Source organism: Streptomyces sp. NPDC059850 (assembly GCF_042731515.1).
Lineage (GTDB): Bacteria > Actinomycetota > Actinomycetes > Streptomycetales > Streptomycetaceae > Streptomyces.
This window is the reverse complement of record NZ_JBHWJI010000025.1, coordinates 25,143-46,638: the sequence shown is the minus strand read 5'-3', so window position 1 is coordinate 46,638 and position 21,496 is coordinate 25,143. Positions and strand designations below refer to the sequence as shown.

The 21,496-nt window shown below is 71.4% G+C and carries 17 protein-coding genes; 4 read left to right on the top strand and 13 right to left on the bottom strand.

All coding sequences use genetic code 11. The features are described 5' to 3' along the window. Positions 1-30 precede the first annotated feature (30 nt). Positions 31-2,544: a DEAD/DEAH box helicase gene (locus ACFV9T_RS21805; protein ID WP_385442800.1), complete on the bottom strand. Its 2,514-nt coding sequence runs from the start codon at positions 2,542-2,544 to the stop codon at positions 31-33. Positions 2,545-2,680: 136 nt separating this feature from the next. Here ACFV9T_RS21805 and ACFV9T_RS21800 point away from each other — a divergent pair, with 136 nt between their 5' ends. Then, positions 2,681-3,472 (top strand): metal-dependent hydrolase, encoded by a 792-nt coding sequence (locus ACFV9T_RS21800; protein WP_385442799.1) that lies wholly within the window; start codon positions 2,681-2,683, stop codon positions 3,470-3,472. A 77-nt stretch (positions 3,473-3,549) separates the two neighbouring features. Here ACFV9T_RS21800 and ACFV9T_RS21795 read toward each other — a convergent pair whose 3' ends face one another. Continuing rightward, positions 3,550-5,331 carry an ABC transporter ATP-binding protein gene (locus tag ACFV9T_RS21795; RefSeq protein ID WP_385442797.1) on the bottom strand — a complete coding sequence of 594 codons (1,782 nt, stop codon included), beginning with the start codon at positions 5,329-5,331 and terminating at the stop codon, positions 3,550-3,552. Then, the gene (locus tag ACFV9T_RS21790) at positions 5,328-7,208 is read right to left on the bottom strand and encodes an ABC transporter transmembrane domain-containing protein (RefSeq protein ID WP_385442794.1); all 1,881 of its coding nucleotides are present in this window, start codon (positions 7,206-7,208) and stop codon (positions 5,328-5,330) included. The genes ACFV9T_RS21795 and ACFV9T_RS21790 overlap by 4 nt, the downstream gene beginning before the upstream one ends. Before the next feature lie 145 nt (positions 7,209-7,353). Here ACFV9T_RS21790 and ACFV9T_RS21785 point away from each other — a divergent pair, with 145 nt between their 5' ends. Both ACFV9T_RS21785 and ACFV9T_RS21780 read left to right on the top strand, forming a co-directional pair. Continuing rightward, positions 7,354-8,100, top strand: coding sequence for a hypothetical protein (locus tag ACFV9T_RS21785; RefSeq protein ID WP_385442793.1), 747 nt, complete (start codon positions 7,354-7,356; stop codon positions 8,098-8,100). Positions 8,101-8,279: 179 nt separating this feature from the next. Next, positions 8,280-9,683, top strand: a complete 1,404-nt coding sequence (locus ACFV9T_RS21780) for a cation:dicarboxylate symporter family transporter (RefSeq protein WP_385442791.1) — start codon at positions 8,280-8,282, stop codon at positions 9,681-9,683. Between the two features lie 20 nt (positions 9,684-9,703). Here the strand turns inward: ACFV9T_RS21780 and ACFV9T_RS21775 are convergent, their stop codons facing one another. Beyond that, positions 9,704-10,159, bottom strand: coding sequence for a MarR family winged helix-turn-helix transcriptional regulator (locus ACFV9T_RS21775; RefSeq protein ID WP_385442790.1), 456 nt, complete (start codon positions 10,157-10,159; stop codon positions 9,704-9,706). A gap of 92 nt (positions 10,160-10,251) precedes the next feature. Here ACFV9T_RS21775 and ACFV9T_RS21770 point away from each other — a divergent pair, with 92 nt between their 5' ends. Further along, positions 10,252-12,072 (top strand): ABC transporter ATP-binding protein, encoded by a 1,821-nt coding sequence (locus ACFV9T_RS21770; RefSeq protein ID WP_385442788.1) that lies wholly within the window; start codon positions 10,252-10,254, stop codon positions 12,070-12,072. Positions 12,073-12,127: 55 nt separating this feature from the next. Here the strand turns inward: ACFV9T_RS21770 and ACFV9T_RS21765 are convergent, their stop codons facing one another. From ACFV9T_RS21765 to ACFV9T_RS21725, 9 genes are all read right to left on the bottom strand, one after another. Beyond that, on the bottom strand, positions 12,128-13,267 hold the full coding sequence (locus ACFV9T_RS21765; protein WP_385442787.1) for a CaiB/BaiF CoA transferase family protein: 1,140 nt from the start codon (positions 13,265-13,267) through the stop codon (positions 12,128-12,130). A gap of 92 nt (positions 13,268-13,359) precedes the next feature. Further along, on the bottom strand, positions 13,360-14,328 hold the full coding sequence (locus ACFV9T_RS21760; RefSeq protein WP_385442785.1) for an acetylxylan esterase: 969 nt from the start codon (positions 14,326-14,328) through the stop codon (positions 13,360-13,362). A gap of 112 nt (positions 14,329-14,440) precedes the next feature. Next, a complete protein-coding gene (locus ACFV9T_RS21755) occupies positions 14,441-15,484 on the bottom strand; it encodes a LacI family DNA-binding transcriptional regulator (RefSeq protein WP_385442784.1) in 1,044 nt (347 codons plus the stop codon). A 127-nt stretch (positions 15,485-15,611) separates the two neighbouring features. Beyond that, positions 15,612-16,469 carry a hypothetical protein gene (locus ACFV9T_RS21750; RefSeq protein ID WP_385442782.1) on the bottom strand — a complete coding sequence of 286 codons (858 nt, stop codon included), beginning with the start codon at positions 16,467-16,469 and terminating at the stop codon, positions 15,612-15,614. A gap of 153 nt (positions 16,470-16,622) precedes the next feature. Beyond that, the gene (locus ACFV9T_RS21745) at positions 16,623-17,411 is read right to left on the bottom strand and encodes an amino acid ABC transporter ATP-binding protein (protein ID WP_385442779.1); all 789 of its coding nucleotides are present in this window, start codon (positions 17,409-17,411) and stop codon (positions 16,623-16,625) included. A 7-nt stretch (positions 17,412-17,418) separates the two neighbouring features. Then, positions 17,419-18,204 carry an amino acid ABC transporter permease gene (locus tag ACFV9T_RS21740; RefSeq protein ID WP_385442776.1) on the bottom strand — a complete coding sequence of 262 codons (786 nt, stop codon included), beginning with the start codon at positions 18,202-18,204 and terminating at the stop codon, positions 17,419-17,421. Positions 18,205-18,219: 15 nt separating this feature from the next. Then, a complete protein-coding gene (locus ACFV9T_RS21735) occupies positions 18,220-19,014 on the bottom strand; it encodes an ABC transporter substrate-binding protein (protein WP_385442773.1) in 795 nt (264 codons plus the stop codon). 138 nt (positions 19,015-19,152) lie between these two features. After that, on the bottom strand, positions 19,153-19,383 hold the full coding sequence (locus tag ACFV9T_RS21730; protein ID WP_385442771.1) for a hypothetical protein: 231 nt from the start codon (positions 19,381-19,383) through the stop codon (positions 19,153-19,155). A gap of 108 nt (positions 19,384-19,491) precedes the next feature. Continuing rightward, positions 19,492-21,417, bottom strand: coding sequence for a glycoside hydrolase family 127 protein (locus ACFV9T_RS21725; protein WP_385442769.1), 1,926 nt, complete (start codon positions 21,415-21,417; stop codon positions 19,492-19,494). Positions 21,418-21,496 lie beyond the last annotated feature (79 nt).

The window sequence follows — 21,496 nt, the reverse complement described above, 5'->3', positions numbered from 1 at the left end:
GGGTTCGGGGAGGGGACGGCGGCCGGGGTGCTACAGCTGGCCCACGTCGGTGACCCGGACCACGGCCCGGCCCTCCTCGTCGGAGGCGGTCAGGTCGACCTCGGCCGAGATGCCCCAGTCGTGGTCGCCGTTCGGATCGTCGAAGGTCTGCCGCACCCGCCACAGCCCGTGCTCGGGCTGCTCCTCGATCTGCAGCAGCTTCGGTCCTCGGGCCTGCGGACCGGTGCCCAGCTCGTCGTACTCATCCCAGTACGCGTCCAGCGCCGCTCCCCAGGCGTCCTCGTCCCAGCCGGACTCGGCGTCCATCTCGCCCAGCTCCGCCGCCTTGTCGAGCGCGGCCAGCTCGACCCGGCGGAACATGGCGTTGCGCACCAGCACACGGAAGGCGCGGGCGTTCGCGGTGACCGGCCGGACCTGGTCGGCCCGCTCCTGCGCCTCTTCCGCGGACTCCTCCTCCGGATTGGCGAGCTGCTCCCACTCGTCCAGGAGGCTGGAGTCGACCTGCCGCACCATCTCGCCGAGCCAGGCGATGACGTCCTCGAAGTCGTCCGACTTCAGGTCGTCCGGCACGGTGTGGTCCAGCGCCTTGTAGGCACTGGCCAGGTAGCGCAGCACGATGCCCTCGGTGCGGGCCAGGTCGTAGAGCGCGGTGAACTCGGTGAAGGTCATCGCCCGCTCGTACATGTCGCGGATCACCGATTTGGGCGACAGCGGGTGGTCGCCGACCCACGGGTGGCTCTTGCGGTAGAGCCCGTAGGCGTGGAAGAGCAGCTCTTCCAGCGGCTTGGGGTAGGTCACGTCCTGGAGCCGCTCCATGCGGTCCTCGTACTCGACCCCGTCCGCCTTCATCGCGGCGATCGCCTCGCCCCGCGCCTTGTTCTGCTGGGCCGCCAGGATCTGCCGCGGGTCGTCCAGTGTCGATTCCACCACCGAGACCATGTCCATGGCGTAGGAGGGGGATTCGGGGTCCAGCAGCTCGAACGCGGCGAGCGCGAAGGTGGACAGCGGCTGGTTGAGCGCGAAGTCCTGCTGGAGGTCCACCGTCAGCCGGATGTGCCGCCCCTCCGCGTCGGGCGTCTCCAGCTGCTCGACGATCCCGCCGTCCAGCAGCGAGCGGTAGATCGCGATCGCCCTGCGGATGTGCCGGAGCTGGTTCTTGCGCGGCTCGTGGTTGTCCTCCAAGAGGAGGCGCATGGCGCGGAACGCGTTGCCGGGGCGCGCGATGACCGACAGCAGCATCGTGTGGGTGACCCGGAACCGGGAGGTGAGCGGCTCGGGGTCGGACGCGATGAGCTTTTCGAAGGTGTTCTGGCCCCAGTTGACGAACCCCTCCGGGGCCTTCTTGCGGACCACCTTGCGGCGCTTCTTGGGATCGTCCCCCGCCTTCGCGAGCGCCTTCTCGTTCTCGACGACATGCTCGGGCGCCTGCGCCACCACGAACCCGGCGGTGTCGAACCCGGCGCGCCCGGCCCGGCCCGCGATCTGGTGGAACTCGCGCGCCCGCAGCGTCCGCACCCGCTGCCCGTCGTACTTCGTCAGCGCGGTGAACAGCACGGTCCGGATCGGTACGTTGACGCCCACCCCGAGCGTGTCGGTACCGCAGATGACCTTCAGCAGCCCGGCCTGGGCCAGCCTCTCCACCAGCCGCCGGTACTTCGGCAGCATCCCCGCGTGATGCACCCCGATTCCGTGCCGGACATAACGCGACAAGTTCCGGCCGAACTTAGTGGTGAAGCGGAAATTGCCGATCAGCGAGGCGATCTCGTCCTTCTCCGCCCGCGTGCACATGTTGATGCTCATCAGCGCCTGCGCCCGTTCGACCGCCGCGGCCTGGGTGAAGTGCACGATGTAGACGGGGGCTTGCCGGGTCTCCAGCAGCTCGGTGAGCGTCTCGGTGAGCGGCGTCGTGCGGTATTCGTAGCTCAGCGGCACCGGACGGGTCGCCGACCGCACGACCGCGGTGGACCGCCCGGTGCGCCGCTTCAGGTCGTCCTCGAACCGCGTCACATCGCCGAGCGTCGCCGACATCAGGACGAACTGCGCCTGCGGCAGCTCCAGCAGCGGGATCTGCCACGCCCAGCCCCGGTCCGGCTCCGCATAGAAGTGGAACTCGTCCATCACCACCTGGCCGATATCGGCGTTCTTGCCGTCCCGCAGGGCGATGGACGCCAGCACCTCGGCCGTACAGCAGATGACGGGGGCGTCCGCGTTGACCGACGCGTCCCCGGTGAGCATCCCGACGTTCTCGGTGCCGAAGATCTTGCACAGCTCGAAGAACTTCTCCGAGACCAGGGCCTTGATCGGCGCGGTGTAGAAGGTGACCTCGTCCCGGGCCAGCGCGGCGAAGTGGGCGCCCGCGGCCACCAGGCTCTTTCCCGATCCGGTGGGCGTCGACAGAATGACGTTCGCACCGGACACCACTTCGATCAGCGCCTCCTCTTGGGCGGGATAGAGGGAGATGCCCCGCTCCTCGACCCAGGTCGAGAACCTCTCGAAGAGAGTATCGGGGTCGGCTTCGCTCGGCAGCTGATCGATAAGAGTCACGCACCTATACTGCCTGGTTTCCCTGGCGGGGCGGGAACCGGCTGTGCGGACGAAGATCGTCCGTCGCTAGGGTGTGGTGAGCCGATGCAACCAACTCCCGCACCAAGGCGGGCAAGAACAGGGGCGGGGTACGACCATGATGGGACCGGCGCATTCGCTGTCCGGAGCGGCAGCCTGGCTGGGGGTGGGCGCGGCGGCCGCCGCGGCCGGCCACGAGATGCCCTGGCCGGTTCTCGTCGTCGGCGCGCTGATCTGCGCCGGAGCGGCGCTCGCCCCCGACCTCGACCACAAGGCGGCGACGATATCCCGCGCCTTCGGGCCGGTCTCCCGAGTGCTGTGCGAAGTGATCGACAAGCTGTCGTACGCGGTCTACAAGTCGACCAGGAAGCCGGGCGACCCGCGTCGCTCGGGCGGCCATCGCACCCTGACCCACACCTGGGTCTGGGCCGTCTTCATCGGCGCCGGATCCTCGGCGCTCGCTCTGGTCGGCGGCCGCTGGGCGGTGCTCGGCATCCTCTTCGTCCATATGGTGCTGGCGGTCGAGGGGCTGCTGTGGCGCGCGGCGCGGGTCTCCAGCGATGTCCTGGTGTGGCTGCTCGGCGCCACCAGCGCCTGGATGCTCGCCGACATCCTGAACAAGCCGGGCAACGGCGCGGACTGGCTGTTCACCGCGCCGGGCCAGGAGTACCTGTGGCTGGGGCTGCCGATCATCCTCGGCGCCCTCGTGCACGACATCGGCGACGCGCTGACCGTCTCCGGCTGCCCGATCCTGTGGCCCATACCGATCGGCCGCAAGCGCTGGTACCCGATCGGTCCGCCGGAGGCCATGCGCTTCCGGGCGGGCAGCTGGGTCGAGCTGAAGGTGCTGATGCCCGTCTTCATGATGCTCGGCGGCCTCGGCGGGCTGGTCGCCCTCGGCATCGTCTGAGCCGGACACTCCCTGGGGCGGTCCCGGTCCGGGCGATGCCGGTACCGGGACCGCCGGGGCGGCGGCGCCCCGGGGTGTCACTGGTGCCAGGAGCGCCACAGCGCCGCGTAGGCGCCGTCGGCCGCCACCAGCTCGTCGTGGCTGCCCAGCTCGCTGATCCGGCCCGCCTCGACCACGGCGATCACATCCGCGTCATGGGCGGTGTGCAGCCGGTGCGCGATGGCGACCACGGTCCGGCCCTTCAGCACCTGGGCCAGCGACCGTTCCAGATGGCGGGCCGCCCGCGGATCCAGCAGCGAGGTGGCCTCGTCCAGCACGAGGGTGTGCGGATCGGCGAGCACCAGCCGGGCCAGCGCGATCTGCTGCGCCTGCGCCGGGGTCAGCGCCAGCCCGCCCGAGCCGACCTCCGTGTCCAGGCCCTCCTTCAGCGACTGCGCCCAGCCGTCCGCGTCCACCGCGGCGAGCGCCGCCCACAGCTCGGCATCCCGCGCGGAGGTCCGGGCGAGCAGCAGGTTGTCCCGCAGCGAGCCCACGAACACATGGTGCTCCTGGTTGACCAGGGCGACATGGCTGCGCACCTGTTCTGCGGGCATCCGCGCCAGCTCCGCGTCGCCCAGGGTCACCCGGCCGGTCCGCGGGCCGTAGATACCGGCCAGCAACCGGCCCAGCGTCGACTTGCCCGCGCCGGAGGGGCCCACCAGCGCCAGCCGTGTCCCCGGCGGCACCGTCATGGACACCTCGTGCAGCACATCGCTGCCCTCCCGGTAGCCGAACCGCACGTCGTCCGCCCGCACCTCACGGCCGACCGGCGCCACCCCGGCGTCGGCCGGGCCGGGCTCGATCTCCCGCACTCCCACCAGCCGGGCCAGCGACACCTGCGCGACCTGCAGCTCGTCGTACCAGCGCAGAATCAGCCCGATCGGCTCGACCAGCATCTGCGAGAGCAGCGCCCCCGTCGTCAGCTCGCCGACCGACATCCAGCCCCGCAATACACAGACGCCGCCGATCATCAGCACCGAGCCGGTGATCAGCGTGTAGCTCACGTTGATCACGGGGAACAGCACCGAGCGCAGATACAACGTGTACCGCTCCCATGCGGTCCATTGCTTGATCCGCAGCTCGGACTGGGCGATGCGGCGGTCGCCCAGCCGGTGGGCCTCGATGGTCCGGCCCGCGTCCACGCTCTCGGTCAGGGACGCGGACACCGCCGCGTACCCGGCCGCCTCCGAGCGATAGGCGCCCGGCGCCCGCTTGAAGTACCAGCGGCAGCCGATCACCAGCACCGGGAGCGCCACCAGCACCGCGAGCCCCAGCGGCGGAGCGGTCACGGTCAGCGCGCCCAGCAGCAGGCCCGTCCACACCACACCGATGGACAGCTGCGGGACCGCCTCGCGCATCGCGTTCGCCAGCCGGTCGATGTCGGTGGTGATCCGGGACAGCAGATCACCGGTCCCGGCCCGCTCCAGCACGCCCGGCGGCAGCCCCACCGACCGGACGAGGAAGTCCTCGCGCAGATCGGCCAGCATCTGCTCGCCCAGCACCGCACCGCGCAGCCGCACCATCCGCACGAACACGGTCTGCACCACGAGCGCCACCGCGAACAGCGCGACGGTGCGCTCGATATGGAGGTCGTCCTTGCCCTGCGACAGGTCCTCGACCACCCCGCCCAGCAACTGAGGGCCGACCATCGAGGCGAGCACGGCGGTGGCGTTCACCGCCATCAGCACGGTGAAGGCCTTCCGGTGCCGCCGCAGCAGCTCACGCACATAGCCGCGCACGGTGGTGGCCGTGCCGACCGGCAGTGTCGTCGCCGACTCCGGTGCGGCCGGGTCGTAGGCGGGTGGCGCCACGCCGATCATGCCGACTCCTCGATCTGTTCCTCGATGACCTTTTCCCCGGCCCGTTCCAGCTCCGCGAGCCCGCCTCGGCCGCCGTCCCGGGGCCGGACGCCGTCCCGCTCCCCGCCGCCGTCCGGCTCCCGGGTGACCACCGCGCGATACGCGGGATCGGTGCTCAGCAGCTCGCGGTGGCTTCCCACCCCCGCGGCCACGCCGTCGTGCACGAACACCACCCGGTCGGCCTGGTCCAGCAGCAGCGGGCTGGAGGTGAACACGACCGTGGTCCGGTCCGCCCGGAGCCGTTTCAGCCCCTCCCCGATGCGGGCCTCGGTGTGCGAGTCCACGGCGGACGTCGGTTCGTCCAGCACCAGCACCTCCGGGTCGGTCACCAGCGAGCGGGCCAGCGCCAGCCGCTGCCGCTGGCCGCCCGAGAGCGAGCGGCCGCGCTCGGTGATCCGGGCGCCCATCGGGTCCCCATCGCCGGAGTCGGCCAGCGAGGCCTGCTTCAGCGCCTCCAGCACATCCCCGCACTGGGCCGCATCCAGCGCGTCCCGTGGCGGCACTTCGCCCGACCGCGGTACGTCCAGCAGCTCGGTGAGCGTTCCCGACAGCAGCACCGGGTCCTTGTCCTGGACGAGTACCGCCGCGCGCGCGGTGGCCAGTGACACTTCGTCCAGCGCCACTCCGCCCAGCAGTGCCGAGGGCGCACCGTCACCGTCCACGGATTCCGCACCGTCCTCGGTGGGGTGACCGCCGAGCCGGTCCGCCACCCGCCCCGCCGCGTCCGGATCGCCGCACACCACCGCGGTCAGCTGCCCGCTCGGTGCCAGCATCCCGGTGGCCGGGTCGTACAGATCACCGGTCGGTGCCTTCTCATCAAGCCCGGAGTCGACCTCGGCCGAGGGGCGCCGCAGCGCCAGGACCCGGGCCGCGCGCCGCGCCGAGGGCCGGGAGAAGGAGTACGCCATCGCGATCTCCTCCACATGGCGGAGAGGAAACAGCAGAAACGTCACCGCGCTGTAGATCGTGACCAGCTCGCCCACCGTGATCCGCCCGCTCCCGGCCAGCACCGCCCCGTACCAGACGACCCCGATCAGCAGCATGCCCGGCAGCACGACCTGCACCGCCGCGATCAGCGCCCACATGCGGGCGCTGCGCACCGCCGCGGTCCGCACCTCCTGGGAGGCTCGCCGGTAGCGGCTCAGGAACAGGTCCTCGCCGCCGATGCCGCGCAGCACGCGCAGCCCGGCCACGGTGTCCGACGCCAGCTCCGTCGCCCGCCCCGCCTTCTCCCGCTGCTCATCGGCCCGGCGCGCCGCCTGCGGCAGCAGCGGCAGCACCGCGAGCGCCAGCGCCGGTACGCCGAGCGCCACGACCACGCCGAGCGCGGGCTGGTAGATCACCAGCGCCACGCACACCCCGACGGTCGTGATCGCGGCGGCGGTGAAACGGGACAGCGCCTCCACGAACCAGCCGATCTTCTCGACGTCCCCCGTGGACACGGCGACGACCTCGCCCGCCGCCACCCGCCGGGTCAGCGCCGAACCCAGCTCGACTGTCTTACGGGCCAGCAACTGCTGCACCCGCGCCGCCGCCGTGATCCAGTTGGTGACCGCCGCCCGGTGCAGCATGGCGTCGCCGAGCGCGGTGAGCACGGTCAGCCCCACCATCAGCGCCCCGGCCAGGGCGAGCCGCGAACCGGAACGGTCCACGACCGCCTGCACGCCGAAGCCGATCGCGACGGGAAAGCACACCAGGGACCCCATGTGCAGCAGACCCCACAGGGCGGCCTTGACCTGCCCGCCCAACTGGTTCCGGCCCAGCCAGACGAGGAACCGGGTACCTGACCGTACGTCGGGCAGTCCCGGGTCGGAATACGGAAGATCGCGAATGCGCATGACGTTCCAGAGCTAGGACGGCGGCGGAGAAGGCAAAGAGACGTGAAAGGTTGACTCTTCACGGGTGCGAATTTCAACTGGTTTTCCCGCAGGGGGACGGAACACGCCAAACCCGCGCGCGCCGGGCCCACGCCGGAGTGGGACGATGGGGCCCATGCGAATCTCCGGCACGGTGTCCATGCGTACGGCGGTCGTGACCGCCACCGCTCTCGCCCTTCTCACCGCCTGCGGCGGAGGTGGGAGCGGCGGTGGCGACAAGGGCGGCGGCCAGGGAAAGCACGCGATGGGCAGCAAGGCGCCGAAGGCGGACCCCACTCGCATCCCGGAGGTGGGAAACGCCCTCCAGTCCAAAATCCCCGGAAATTCGGGGCAGGTTGTCGCGGTCTACGGCAAAGGAGTGAACTCCGCCGACGCGACCGTGGTGCTGTACACCAAGGAGGGCAAGGACTGGAAGCGCGCCCGTAGTTGGGCCGGTCACAATGGCAAGCGCGGCTGGACGACGCGTCATCACGAGGGGGACAAGCGCAGCCCGGTCGGCGTCTACACGCTCAGCGACGCGGGCGGAGTGCTCCCGGACCCCGGCGCCCGGTTGCCGTACTCCGAAACGCCCGCCTTCGCCGCTCCCCACTCCTGGCCCACGTCGCACTGGACGGACTTCAACTACGTCATCGCCATCGACTACAACCGGGTCAAGGGCACCTCACCGCTCGACCCGACCCGGCCCGAGGGGCAGCGCAAGGGCGGCAGCATCTGGCTGCACATGGACCACGGCAGCGGTACGTCGGCCTGTGTGAGCCTGCCCAAGTCCGGCATGGAGTATCTGCTGAGGAACCTCGACCCCGAGCGGCACCCGGTGGTGGTGATGGGGGACAAGGCGCACCTGGCCGCCTGAACCCCGGCGAGGCACGGACGTAACACAAGGGCATCAGGGTTTTCGCGGCCGTTACACGGAACTCATCGGCGGAAACGCGCGCTCGGCCATAGTGGCGGCTGCGCGGAAGTAGTTTTCCGCATCTCAGAAGTCCCTGGAAGTCCCCGGATGTCCCTGGACATCCCTGCCGAGGAGTCCCCGTGCCGCACCCCTCATCATCCGTCGCCCGGCGCGCAGCGAGAGTGCTGCGCACATCGCTGTTCACGCAGGTCGCCTGCGCGCTCGTCCTCGGAGTCGCGGTCGGAAGGCTGTGGCCGGACGTGGGCACGGCCGTCCAACCGCTCGGCGACGGCTTCATACGCCTGATCAAGGCGGTCATCGCGCCGCTCGTCTTCTGCGTGGTCGTCGCGGGCATCGCGAAGGCCGGTGATCTGAAGGCGTTCGGGCGGATCGGACTGAAGGCGCTGATCTGGTTCGAGGTGGCCACCACGGCGGCGCTGATCCTCGGTCTGCTCGCCGCCAATCTGGTCGGGCCCGGCACCGGCATGCATGTCGATCCCTCCTCCCTGGACGGCTCGGCCGTGGACGACCAGACCTCCGGCGGCCAACTGCCGTCGGCGTCCCAGTTCGTGCTGGAAGCGCTGCCGGACAGCGCCGTCGGCGCCTTCGCCGAGAACTCCCTGCTCCAAGTCCTGGTGCTGGCCTGCCTGGTGGGCGCGGCCGTGCTGCACCTCGGCAAGACCAAGGTGCCCGCGATCCTGCCGGCCATCGAGCAGGCGCAGCAGGTCGTCTTCGCCGTCGTCGGCTTCCTCATGAGGCTCGCGCCGCTCGCGGTCTTCGGCGCCATGGCCCATCTGGTCGGGGAGTACGGACTGGGCGCCCTGTCGACGTACGGGAAGCTGATCGCGCTGTGCTACGGCGTCGCGCTGCTCTTCCTCGTCCTGCTCGCCGTGGCCCTCAAGGCGGTCACCGGGCTGAGCCTCTGGAAGTTCGTCCGGTACAGCCGTGAGGAGATGCTGCTCGCGCTCGGCACCGCCTCCAGCGAGAGCGTGCTGCCGCGCATGATGCAGAAGCTGCGGGCGGCCGGATGCCGCGAGGACGCGGTCGGCCTTGTGCTGCCCACCGGCTACTCCTTCAACCTGGACGGCGCGTCGATCTACCTGTCCATCGGCACGCTGTTCATCGCCCAGGCGGTCGGCGTCGACCTGAGCCTCGGCCAGCAGATCACCGTCATCCTCGTGCTGATGCTCACCAGCAAGGGCATGGCGGGCGTGCCGGGATCGGCCTTCCTCGCGCTGTCGGCCACCGCTTCGGCCCTCGGGACGATCCCGGCCGCCGCCGTGGCGCTGCTGCTCGGGGTGGACCGGATCATGGACTCGATGCGGGTGGCCACCAACCTGCTCGGCAACTGTGTGGCGGTCTTCGCCGTCGCCCGGTGGGAGGGTGCGCTGGACACCGAACGGGCCAAGCGGGTCCTCGCCGGTGAGGAGCCCGGAGATCAGCCCGGAGATCAGTCCGGCGATCAGTCCGGCGGGAAAGCCGGTGAGCAGGCCGCCGCCGCGGCGGCGGACCCCGTGGCCCCGGCCCCGGCCGCGCGCGGCTGACCGCCTCCCGGCCCCCCGCGTCAGCAGCGGCTGCCGGGGGGCCCGGAGAGGCTGTCGAGCAGGTCGCCGAGGGCGTCACGCTGCTGATGGCTCAGCGGCGCCAGGACGTCCTCGGCGGCGGCCCGGCGCGCGTCGTGCAGGGCGCGCAACGTCGAGCGGCCGGTCTCGGTCAGCTCGATCCGCACCACCCGTCGGCTGGACGGGTCCGGCGCACGGCGTACCGAGCCGTGCGCCTCCAGTGCGTCCACCAGCGAGGTCACCGCGCGCGGGACCACCTCAAGGCGCTCCGCGAGGTCCGCCATCCGGGGCGGCCCGTCGTGGTGTGCCACGGTGCGCAGCAGCCGGGCCTGCGCCGGGGTGATGCCCAGTGGCTCCATATGGCGCTTCTGGGCGCGCTGCAGTCGGCGGGTCAGGCGCAGCAGCTGCTCCGCGAGGCGGCCGGATGCCTCGGGGCCGGATGTCTCGGGGGTGGACATGATCGCAGTCTATCGGACCCCGTTCATTGTGAGTATAGGTAACAGTGAGCTATGCTCGGTAAGTCCGTGCCGTCTGCCATCAGAAGGAGCCCATGCCTCACGACACACCGCCGTGGACCCCGTCCACCCCCGACCCGGAGCGGCCCGCGCAAGTGCGGCGCATCCTCCGGCTCTTCCGCCCCTATCGCGGCCGTCTCGCCCTGGTCGGCCTGCTGGTCGCCGCCTCCGCACTGGTCTCGGTCGCCTCGCCGTTCCTGCTCCGCGAGATCCTCGACAACGCCATCCCCGAGCGGCGCACCGGTCTGCTGACCCTGCTCGCCCTCGGCATGATCGCGGCCGCCGTCGTCAACAGCGTCTTCGGCGTCCTGCAGACCCTCATCTCCACCACCGTCGGCCAGCGCGTCATGCACGACCTGCGCACCGCCGTCTACGACCGGCTGCAGCGCATGCCGCTCGCCTTCTTCACCCGCACCCGCACCGGCGAGGTGCAGTCCCGGATCGCCAACGACATCGGCGGCATGCAGGCCACCGTCACCTCCACCGCGACCTCGCTGGTCTCCAACCTCACCAGCGTCGTGGCCACGGTCGTCGCCATGCTCGCCCTCGACTGGCGGCTGACCGTCGTCTCGCTGCTCCTGCTGCCGCTGTTCGTCTGGATCAGCCGCCGGGTCGGCAACGAGCGCAAGAAGATCACCTCGAAGCGGCAGAAGCAGATGGCGACCATGTCCGCGATGGTCACCGAGTCCCTGTCGGTGAGCGGCATCCTGCTCGGCCGCACCATGGGCCGCTCCGATTCGCTCACCCAGGAGTTCGGCCGGGAGTCCGAGCGTCTGGTCGGCCTGGAGGTGCGGGCCAGCATGGCCGGCCGCTGGCGGATGTCCACCATCGGCGTCGTGATGGCCGCGATGCCCGCCATCATCTACTGGGCCGCCGGAATCGCCCTCCAGACCGGGGGCCCGGCCGTCTCCATCGGCACCCTGGTCGCCTTCGTATCGCTGCAGCAGGGGCTGTTCCGGCCCACCGTCAGCCTGCTGTCCACCGGGGTGGACATGCAGACCTCCCTCGCCCTCTTCGCCCGCATCTTCGAATACCTCGACCTGCCGATCGACATCACCGAGCCCGCCCGGCCGGCGCGGCTGGAGACGGTGCGCGGCGAAGTCCGCTTCGACGGCGTCGACTTCGACTACGACGTCCAGGACCCGGCCTTGCCGCAGGGGACCCTGCGCGGGATCGACCTGACCGTCCCGGCGGGCGGCAGCCTGGCCGTCGTCGGATCGACCGGCTCCGGCAAGACCACCCTCAGCTATCTGGTGCCCCGGCTGTACGACGTGACCGGCGGCCGGGTGCTGATCGACGGGGTCGACGTCCGGGACCTCGACTTCGACAGCCTCGCCCGCGCGGTCGGCGTCGTCTCCCAGGAGACCTATCTCTTCCACGCCTCGATCGCCGACAACCTGCGCTTCGCCAAGCCCGACGCGACCGACGCGGAGATCGTCGCGGCGGCCGAGGCCGCCCAGATCCACGACCACATCGCCGCCCTCCCCGAGGGCTACGACACCCTGGTGGGGGAGCGGGGTTACCGCTTCTCCGGCGGGGAGAAGCAGCGGCTGGCGCTGGCCCGGACGATTCTGCGCGACCCGCCCGTCCTCATCCTCGACGAGGCCACCAGCGCCCTGGACACCCGCACCGAGCACGCCGTGCAGAAGGCCATCGACGGCCTCACCGCCGGGCGCACCACCATCACCATCGCCCACCGGCTCTCCACCGTGCGCGACGCCGACCGGATCGTCGTCCTCGACGGCGGCCGCGTCGCCGAGCAGGGCACCCATGAGGAACTGCTCGCCGAGGACGGCCGTTACGCCGCCCTGGTGCGGCGCGACGCCCAGCTGTCGCCGGTCGTCCCCGTCGCGTAGGCCTCCGAAGCCCGCGTAAGCCGTAAGCCGCAAGCCCCGGAGCCCGGTGCGCCCGTCAGGAGAACTCGGCGCGCACCGCCTCCGTGTGCTCGCCCAGCGCGGGCACCGGCCGCAGCGCCACCTGACGCCCCGCCACCTCGACCGGCGGCAGCAGGCCGCGCAGCGGGCCGACGGGCGAGCCGAACTCGCCCCAGCGCTCCCGGGCGGCCAGCTGCGGATGGTCGGCCAGCCCCGCGACGTCCCGCAGCCGGGCATTGGCGATGCCCGCCCCGTCCAGCAGGGCCACCAGACCGTCGGCCGTATGGTCCGCGAAGGACCGTTCCAGCTCGGTGGTCAGCTCCTCGTCATGGGTGCGGCGCAGCGGATTGTCGGCGAAGCGCGGATCGCGGATCAGCTCCGGGCGGCCCACGACGCGCTCGCACAGGGTGATCCACTCGCGGTCGTTCTGCACGCTCAGGAACACCTGGGCGCCGTCGCCGCAGCGATAGGCCCCGTACGGGGAGATCGACGGATGGCGGGCCCCGCTGCGCGTCACCCCGCCTCCGCCGTAGGCCTGCGCGAAGTACGGATGGCCCATCCACTCGCCCAGCGCGTCGAGCAGGCTGACGCTCACGTCCGTCCCCGCGCCGGTGCGCTCCCGCTCGTACAGCGCGGTGAGGATGCCGGTGTACGCGTACATCCCGCCCGCGATATCGGCGATCGAGATCCCGGGGCGGGCGGGCTCCTCGGGGCTGCCGGTGATCGACAGCAGCCCCGCCTCGCACTGGACGAGCAGGTCGTACGCCTTCTTGTCGCGGTACGGCCCATGGCTCCCGTAACCGGTGATCGCGCAGTTGATCAGGTGTGGATGCCCGGCCCGCAGCGCGTCCGCCGAGAGCCCGAGCCGGTCCACCGCCCCGGGCCCGAGGTTGTGCACGAACACATCGGCACGGGCCAGCAGCGCGTCGAGCAGGGCCCGGTCCGCGGCGTCCTTCACATCGAGGACGACGCTCTCCTTGCCGCGGTTGACCCACACGAAGTACGCCGAAATGCCCTTGACCTCACGGTCGTACTCCCGGGCGAAGTCGCCCCGCCCCGGCCGCTCCACCTTGATCACCCGCGCGCCGAGGTCGGCGAGCTGGCGGGTGGCGAACGGGGCGGCGACGGCCTGTTCGAGGGCGACGACGGTGATGCCGTCCAGGGGCTGTGCGGGCATGGGGCGACTCCTTCGGTACGACTCCGCCAAGACGGACAGCCCCTGTCCTCCCCGTGGTGAGCGGCCGCCGAACACCGCTCACCACACCGGGTTCAGCCCAGCAGCCCCCGCAGGTAGGCGATCTGCTCGCGCTGCTGGTGGGGGCCGCCGCCCTCGTGGCCGTTGAAGGACCACACCTTCAGCTCCTTCTCGCCCGCGTAGTGGTGGTACGCGGCGAAGCCGCACGAGGTCGGGGTGGTCGCGTCGCGCAGGGCGGTCGAGAAGAGCGCGGGCGCGGTGGCCCGGGCCGCGAAGTTGAGGCCGTCGAAGTGGTCGAGGGTCGCGAAGACCCGCTCGGTGAGATCGCGCTGACCGGCGCAGAAGCGGGCCAGCTCGCCGTACGGATCGGCGTCCGTGATCTCTACGGCCCGCCGGATGTGCGTCATGAACGGCACGTCCACCAGCGCCGCCGTCAGATCCGGCACCAGCCCGGCCGCCGCGAGCGCCATGCCGCCGCCCTGGCTGCCGCCGCTGACCACGATCCGGCCTGGGTCGACCAGCGGATGCGCGCGGGCGGCCTCCACCGCGCGCACGGCGTCGGTGTACAGCCGCCGGTAGTAGTAGGTGTCCGGGGAGAGGATCCCCTGGGTCATCTTGCCCGGCGTCTCGGGGCCGGTGCCGCTCGCCGGATCGGGGGTGACGCCGGGGGAGTGCTGGGCCCAGCCCTGGCCCCGGGTGTCCATGACGAAGACCGCGTAGCCCACCGACGGCCACAGCAGCCAGTTGTGCGGCAGGCCCCGGCCGCCGTTGTAGCCGATGTACTGCACCACGCACGGCAGCGGGCCCGTGGCCTCGCGCGGGGCCAGCAGCCAGCCGCGTATCCGGTGCCCGCCGAACCCGGAGAACTCGACGTCGTACGTGTGCAGCCGGGCCAGGCCCGTGTCGGTCTCGGTGAAGACCGCGTCCAGATCCGCGGTGCGGGCCTCGGCGAGGGTGCGCTCCCAGAAGGCGTCGAAGCCGTCCGGCTCCGGCAGCGGGGGCCGGTAGGTGCGCAGCTGGTCCAGGGGAAGATCGACGAACACGGGGCGAAGACCTCCGGGGAATCGGTACGGCGATGGCCAGGGGCGACGTGGTAAGTGTGATGCGTGGCCGCCCTGGATTGTTCGGATATCCGATCAGCGTTCGACTTCTCGGTCAAGAGGAAGTACGGGCCGGGGGAGCGGTACTGGACCGGACGATGAGCCGCGTGGACAGCTCGGTCCGCGTCCCCTCCGGAACCTCCCCCGCTCGCAGCCGCAGCAGGGTGCGCAGCGCCGTCGCCGCCATCTCGGACAGCGGCTGACGGACCGTGGTGAGCGCCGGTGTCGTCCAGCGGGCCTGCGGCAGATCGTCGAACCCCACCACGCTGACGTCCTCCGGCACCCGCAAGCCCCGCTCCCGCAGCGCCCGGTACGCGCCGAGCGCCATCGGGTCCGAGCACGCGAACACCGCCGTCGGCGGCTCGGGCAGCTCCAGCAGCTCCGTCATCCGCTGGTACGCACCGGCCTCGCGGAAGTCGCCGTAGCGTACGTAAGACGGCGGCACCCGCAACCCCGCCGTGGCCATCGCCGAGCGGAACCCGGCCACCCGCGCGCCGCTGCACACCTTCCGCCGGTATCCGCCGATCACCGCGATCCGCCGGTGTCCCAGCCCGAGCAGATGCTCCGTCGCGCTCACCCCGCCCTGCCAGTCGGCGGCGCCCACGGACGCCACGCCCGGCGGCGGCACCGCCCCGGGGTCGATCATCACGAACGGGACCCGGTGCTCATCGAGCCAGGCGTACTGGGTGGGCGTCAGCTCCAAGAGGTGGAACAGCACCCCGGAACTGCCCCGGGCGCACAGCTTGTCCAGCCAGCCGCGCTCGGGCCGCCCGTCGCGGAGGCGCGGCAGCCCGGCCGACACCACCACCTCGAGGCCCGCGTCGTGTGCCGCCGCCTCCACGCCGTGCAGCACCGCCCCCGACCACGCGCCGTCCAGGGAACGCACCACCAGATCGACCAGGGTGGGCGGCCGGGGCGACTCCAGGCGCGGTTTGCGGACGTACCCCAGGCGGTCCAGGACCTCGCTGACCCGGCGGCGGGTGTCGGGCGCCACGTCCTCGCGGCCGTTGACCACCTTCGAAGCGGTCGGCACCGAAACCCCTGCCTCGCGGGCGATGACCGCCAGCGTCGGACCCGTCGACCCCGGGGAACGCGCCATCGAGATATCCCTTCCCGAAACCGCCCAAGCGCGACACCGACCGGGCAGAAACCGGTTACTACATTAAGGCCGCCTCAACTCGGACGGGAAGACCCGGGAGTTGAGGCGGCCCCTCGCTCCGAAACCGTCACAGGCCGTAGCGGTTCTTCAGATGGCGCCAGAAGTCCCGGTACATCCACTTGTCGAATTCGGTGATGCGGTCGGCGGATCCGGCCTTCATCAGGAAGCCGCCCACGCCGGTCGGGGTCCAGTCGTAGAAGTCGTCCAGACCGTAGGTGTGCCCGATCTCGTGCAGCAGGATGTGAATGTTGTCCTGGTTCACCGTGCTCAGCATGTACTCACTGCCGATGCGCTGCCCCCAGTCGCCCCCGGCGCCGCCGCCGAAGCCCTTGGTCAGCCACAGCGACTGGTCGTAGTGGCGGGCCGCGCCGCCGGGGCACTTGGAGTAGTTGCCGTCCTGGTGGAAGAAGCGGCCGCAGTCCGGGGCGCACTGCGGGGCGCCGCCGCCGTCCAGGAGCCCGGTGTAGATGTCGACCGAGTTGTCGCTCCACTGCAGCGTGGAGCGGTTCTTGACGGCCCAGCCGACGATCTTGACCGGGACTTCCTGGTACGGGAAGTTCTCGAACCCCGCGACCTGGTCGATCCACTTCTTCGACTGGCGCTTGAGCGCCGTATGGATCTGGTCGCGTACCTGCGCCGTGACCGGCTGGTCGGATTCCCAGCGGACGCAGTAGTTCAGGCTGCCCTTGTTGGCCATCACCTGATCCCAGCCGTAGTTCTTGAAGCCGTACAGGTTGGGATAGGTGGACTCGACGTGCCGCCAGACCTCGTTCAGCGGCTGGACGAGGTTGCTCGGCGGGTTCCAGGTGTCCGACGCGCCCGTCCCGGCGGCGTCGGCGGGTGCGGTGAATCCGATGAGGGACAGCGCCCCGGCCGCGGTGGCGGTCAGGAGGGCGCGTAATCCGCGAAATCTTCGTTCGCGCATGGCGGCTCGCTTCCGTGTGGGGAACGGGAGCGGGCGGCGCACCCCCGGGGAGTGGCCGTACGGGGACGCCGCCCGCACCCTCCAGTCGCCCCCGCGGCCCGGAAAGTTGCCGCCTCTTCCCGGATGCGCGCGGACTGACAAAGCAGCGTGCGCTCAGCCGCCGGTACGGGCGTCCTTGGGGCCGGTGTCCGGAACCTCCCCCATCCGGGCCGCGGCCGGGTCCAGCACACGGGTGAGGAACGCCCGGGTCCGCGGATGCCGCGGCGCGGCCACCACCTGCTCGGGTCCGCCCTCCTCCACGACCACCCCGTCGTCCATGAACACCACCCGGTCGGCGACCTCCCGCGCGAAGCTCATCTCATGCGTGACGACCAGCATCGTCATCCCCTCGTCGGCCAGCGCCCGCATGACCGCGAGCACATCCCCGACCAGCTCGGGGTCGAGGGCCGAGGTCGGCTCGTCGAACAGCATCAGCTCCGGGTCCATCGCCAGCGCCCGCGCGATCGCCACCCGCTGCTGCTGCCCGCCCGACAGCTGTGCCGGATAGGCGCTCTCCTTGTCGGTCAGCCCGACGCGGCGCAGCGTCTCCCGCCCGATCCGCGCCGCCTCGGCCTTGTCGCGGCGCAGCACCCGCCGCTGGGCGATGGTCAGGTTCTCCAGCGCCGTCAGATGCGGGAAGAGGTTGAACGCCTGGAACACCATGCCGATCCGCCGCCGCACCCGGTCGATGTCCACATCCGGGTCGGTGACCTCGGCCCCGCCCACGGTCACCGAGCCAGAGGTCGGCTCCTCCAGCAGGTTCACACAGCGCAGCAGGGTCGACTTGCCGGAGCCGGACGGCCCGATGACACAGACCACCTCGCCCCGCTCCACGGTGAGGTCGATGCCCTTCAGCACCTCCAGCCCGCCGAACGACTTGCGCAGCTCCCGGATCCGGATCACGCTCCGGTCACCTCGCCTTCGCGGTACGGGCTTCCAGCCACCGGACCAGCTGGCCCAGCGGAACGGTGATGAGCAGGTAGCACAGCCCGGCGACCAGGATCGGGGTGAGGCTGCGGTGCTGATTGAGCGCGTCCCGGCCGAACTTGGACAGCTCGTACTGGTCCAGGGAGAGCCCGAGCAGATAGACCAGCGACGAGTCCTTGGTCAGCAGGATCAGTTCGTTGGTCAGCGGGGGCAGCACGATCCGGAACGCCTGCGGGATGACGATCGAGACCATCGCCCGGCCGTGGGACATGCCGAGCGAACGCGCCGCCTCCATCTGCCCCTTGGGCACGGCCCGGATGCCCGCGCGGATCGTCTCCGCCATGTACGCGGCCCCGACCAGACCGAGCGCCAGCATGACCGTCACATACCGGTCCAGCGCCACCTGGAAGGCGAGCGGCACGCCGAAGCCGAGCGCGATGAACACCAGCAGCGCCGGTACGCCGCGGAAGAATTCGATGTACGCCACCGACAGCCACCGGTACGGGGGCACCTGCGAGAGCCGCATCAGCGCGAGCAACAGCCCGGCCACCAGCCCGAAACCGAAGCCGAGCAGGGTGTAGACGACGGTGTTGACCAGGGCGGTGGTGATGATGTCGGGGAACTGGGACCGGGCGACGTCCGCGTCGAAGAACGCGCGGCGCAGTTCACCCCAGTCCGCGGCCAGGACGATGGCGAGCAGCACGGCGGCGAGCACGGCGTACTGCACCGTCCGTACCGCCCGCGTCCGCTGCCGACGGGTCATTGCCATAACGGTGCGGACTCCTCAGCTCCTGGGCGCGGTGCCGAACCACTTCCGGTAGATCGTGTCGTAGCGGCCGTCCTTCTTCGCGTCCGCGAGCACCTGGTTGATCTTCTTGCGCAGGGCGTCATTGCCGGTGCGCACGGCGATGCCGTACTTCTCCCCGGTGCTGAACTCGGCCGTCACCTCGGTGTCCGGGTTGTCCTTGACGAAGTCGTACAGCACCCCGTTGTCGTTGATGCCCGCCGCGACCTGGCCGGTCTTGACGGCGGAGACCAACAGCCCGAGGTCCTCGAACTGGACCAGGGTGGCGCCGACGGCCCGCTTCTGGGCGTAGGTCTCCCCGGTGGTCCCCTGCTGGACCGCCAGCCGCTTGCCCTTGAGGTCGGCGAGGGTGCGGTGCGGCTTGCCCTTCCGGGTGAGCAGCGCCTGGGTGGCCTCGAAGTAGGGGCTGGAGAAGTCCAGGTTCTTCTCCCGGACGGCGTTGATCGTCATCCCGGCCGCGGCGACGTCGCAGGTGGAGGTGTTGAGGTCCTCACCGGACTGGATGCCCTCGAAGGGCGTGTCCACGATCTCCTGCTTCACCTTCAGCTCCGAGGCGACGAGATCGACCAGATCCACGTCGAAGCCGACGATCTTCTTGCCCTGCCGGGACTGGAAGGGCGGATAGGGCAGATGAGTGCAGGTGGTCAGCTTCCCGGACTTCACCAGGCTGATGTCCGGGCCGCCGGAGTCCGACGGTTTGGTGCTGGTACAGCCGATGAGCAGGGCGGCAGCGGCGGCAGTGGCTATGACGGGCAGCGCGGAGCGAGCGGACACGGCACCTCCGGGACATGGTCGGCGAACGACCCCACGAGACACGTGATCAATGCGTCGGCCCGCATCCTGCCACTCTCCGTGCCGCCTTGACCCCGCCGTGTGCGTTGCGAGCGCATAACGGCCGGGAGGACGCGCCCGCTAGCGCCGCCGTCGCCGCCTGCGGCGCTTGCTCCAGAACCACCCGGCCGGCGGCTCGTCCGCCCGCCAGGGCTGGGGCTCGGGTGCGCCGCGCCGCCGCCAGCGCGCGGTCAGCATGCGGGTGCGCGCGGCGGGCTCGGCGACCTCCGCGCCCCGGATGAAATCCTCGTCGAGAACGACCTCGTCCCAGTCGTCCGCCTCGTCCCCCCGGTCTGTGGAGCCGGTGCTCAAGGGGCACCTCCCGTCCGCCCGTGTGCCACTCGGGCACGAAGCGTGTTCCTGGAGCGGGAAACGTGTAGGACGCCCGCCGAGTTCCGCAGCGCTCAGGTTCCGCAGCGCTCAGGCGGGGATCCAGACCCGCATCGGCCCGGCCTCCCGGTTCGCCCAGGCGTAGTAGGGGATCGCCGTGACGCGCACCGGGTCGCCGACGCCACCGATGTCGCCCCCGCCGCCCGGGTACGGCCACCAGCCGTCGGGCGGGGCCGCCCTGCGCAGCGCCCGGGCCATGATCACGGTCACCCCGCCCAGCAGCCGCTTCCGGTGCTCGGCGACCAGATCGGTGCCCGCGTCGAGCGTGAGGCCGTCCAGCCGCAGCCCGGCGGGCTGGTCCGGCTGCTCCAGGCAGTACACCAGCGGTCCGTACTCGATCGCGGCGCAGCCGCGCACCGCGTCCACCCGTGGGTCGGGGCGGGTCAGCCGGGGCGTCAGCGGCAGGGTCAGGACCACGGTCTCGCCCGGCCGCCAGCGGCGCCGCAGCCGCAGCCAGCCGCGCTCCGCGCGCCCGGTCACCGGCTCGCCGCCGACCGTCGCCTCGTACCGGTCGGCCCAGTGCGGGATGCGCAGCGACAGCGTCCAGTCCGCGTCCGCCGGAGCCTCGTCCACGACCACCGCGACCCGGCCCTCCCACGGGTAGCCGGTGCCCACCCGCACCGCCCCGCCGCCCGCCGCGTACACCCCCGACGCGTACTGGTGCAGCTGCAGGCCCCCGGCGTCACCACTCGCCATGTAGTACGGCAGGGAGGCCAGCAGCCGCATCACATTCGGCGGGCAGCAGGCGCAGCGGAACCATGGCGTCCGGCGTGCCTCCTGGTCGCCGTGCGCCGCCGTACGGCCCTCACGGACCTGGAGCGGATTCACGTACAGCCAGCGCTCGCCGTCCAGGGAGACCCCGGACGCGAAGCCGTTGAACAGGGTCCGTTCGATCAGGTCGCTGTAGCGGGCGTCCCCTGTGAGCAGCGCCATCCGCCAGCTGAACTGGATCGAGGCGATGGCCGCGCAGGTCTCCGCGTACGCCCGGTCCGGCGGGAGTTCGTACGCGTCGCCGAAGGACTCCAGATCGTGCCGGGAGCCGACGCCGCCGGTCAGATAGGTCCTGGTGGCGACCATGTCCTCCCACAGCCGCACCAGCGCGTCCCGCAGCTCCCGGTCGCCGGTCTCGGCCGCCAGGTCCGCGGCCCCGGCCAGCAGATACAGCTGGCGCACCGCGTGCCCGGCGACCGCCCGCGCCTCCCGCACCGGGACGTGGTCCTGCCAGTAGGGCGCCCCGGGGCGCGGCCCGCCGTCCGTCCCGCCGTCGCCGAGCGCGCCCGCACCGCGCCGGTCCACGAAGTACCCGGCCAGATCGAGATAGCGCCGCTCGCCGGTCTCCCGGTACAGCTCGACCAGCGCCGTCTCGATCTCCGGGTGCCCGCACACCGCGTCCACGGCCTTGCCCGGGCCGAAGACCGCGTCGATGTGATCGGCGAACCGCACCGCCACGCCGAGCAGTTCGTCCCCGCCGGTAGCCCGCCGATGTGCCACGGCCGCCTGGAGGAGATGGCCCGCGCAGTACAGCTCGTGCCCCCAGTGCAGTTCCGTCCACCGCCGGGCGCCCGGTCTGGCCTGGTAGTACGTCTGCAGATAGCCGTCCGCGTCCTGTGCGCCCGCCACCAGGGCAGCCAGCCGCGCCACCTGCGCGGCCAGCTCTCCGGCGGCGGGCCCGCCCGGCTCCTCGGCGAGTTGCCAGGACGCGGCCTCCAGCCACTTGTGCACATCGGAGTCCTGGAACGGGAAGTCCCCCGTGAACCCCTCCGCCGCCTGCCCGGCTGCGGCCCGCAGGTTGGCCAGATTGCCCGCCTCATCCAGCCGCTCCGGCCCCTGCGGAACGCTGACCTCGGCGTTGACACGCCGTTTCGCGGCCCAGAACCCTCCGGTGATCCGGGCCGTGACGGGCGGCCGGAGAGCGGTGTGCGCATCCTGCGAGAGCCGGATCGGTCCTACGGACATCTGCCTACCCCTTACCCCGTACGTTCCGTGGCGGCCATGCCTTCCACGGTCTGGCGGGCCGCACGCGCCCTGTGGTCCA

What these genes read in the sequence shown, in the direction of transcription:
- ACFV9T_RS21775 (WP_385442790.1), bottom strand. Translation starts at nt 10,159, where the DNA reads ATGTCCACCCCCGAGACATCCGGCCCCGAGGCATCCGGCCGCCTCGCG.
- ACFV9T_RS21740 (WP_385442776.1), bottom strand. Translation starts at nt 18,204, where the DNA reads ATGGCAATGACCCGTCGGCAGCGGACGCGGGCGGTACGGACGGTGCAG.
- ACFV9T_RS21770 (WP_385442788.1), top strand. Translation starts at nt 10,252, where the DNA reads ATGCCTCACGACACACCGCCGTGGACCCCGTCCACCCCCGACCCGGAG.
- ACFV9T_RS21765 (WP_385442787.1), bottom strand. Translation starts at nt 13,267, where the DNA reads ATGCCCGCACAGCCCCTGGACGGCATCACCGTCGTCGCCCTCGAACAG.
- ACFV9T_RS21790 (WP_385442794.1), bottom strand. Translation starts at nt 7,208, where the DNA reads ATGCGCATTCGCGATCTTCCGTATTCCGACCCGGGACTGCCCGACGTA.
- ACFV9T_RS21755 (WP_385442784.1), bottom strand. Translation starts at nt 15,484, where the DNA reads ATGGCGCGTTCCCCGGGGTCGACGGGTCCGACGCTGGCGGTCATCGCC.
- ACFV9T_RS21800 (WP_385442799.1), top strand. Translation starts at nt 2,681, where the DNA reads ATGATGGGACCGGCGCATTCGCTGTCCGGAGCGGCAGCCTGGCTGGGG.
- ACFV9T_RS21725 (WP_385442769.1), bottom strand. Translation starts at nt 21,417, where the DNA reads ATGTCCGTAGGACCGATCCGGCTCTCGCAGGATGCGCACACCGCTCTC.
- ACFV9T_RS21785 (WP_385442793.1), top strand. Translation starts at nt 7,354, where the DNA reads ATGGGGCCCATGCGAATCTCCGGCACGGTGTCCATGCGTACGGCGGTC.
- ACFV9T_RS21795 (WP_385442797.1), bottom strand. Translation starts at nt 5,331, where the DNA reads ATGATCGGCGTGGCGCCACCCGCCTACGACCCGGCCGCACCGGAGTCG.
- ACFV9T_RS21750 (WP_385442782.1), bottom strand. Translation starts at nt 16,469, where the DNA reads ATGCGCGAACGAAGATTTCGCGGATTACGCGCCCTCCTGACCGCCACC.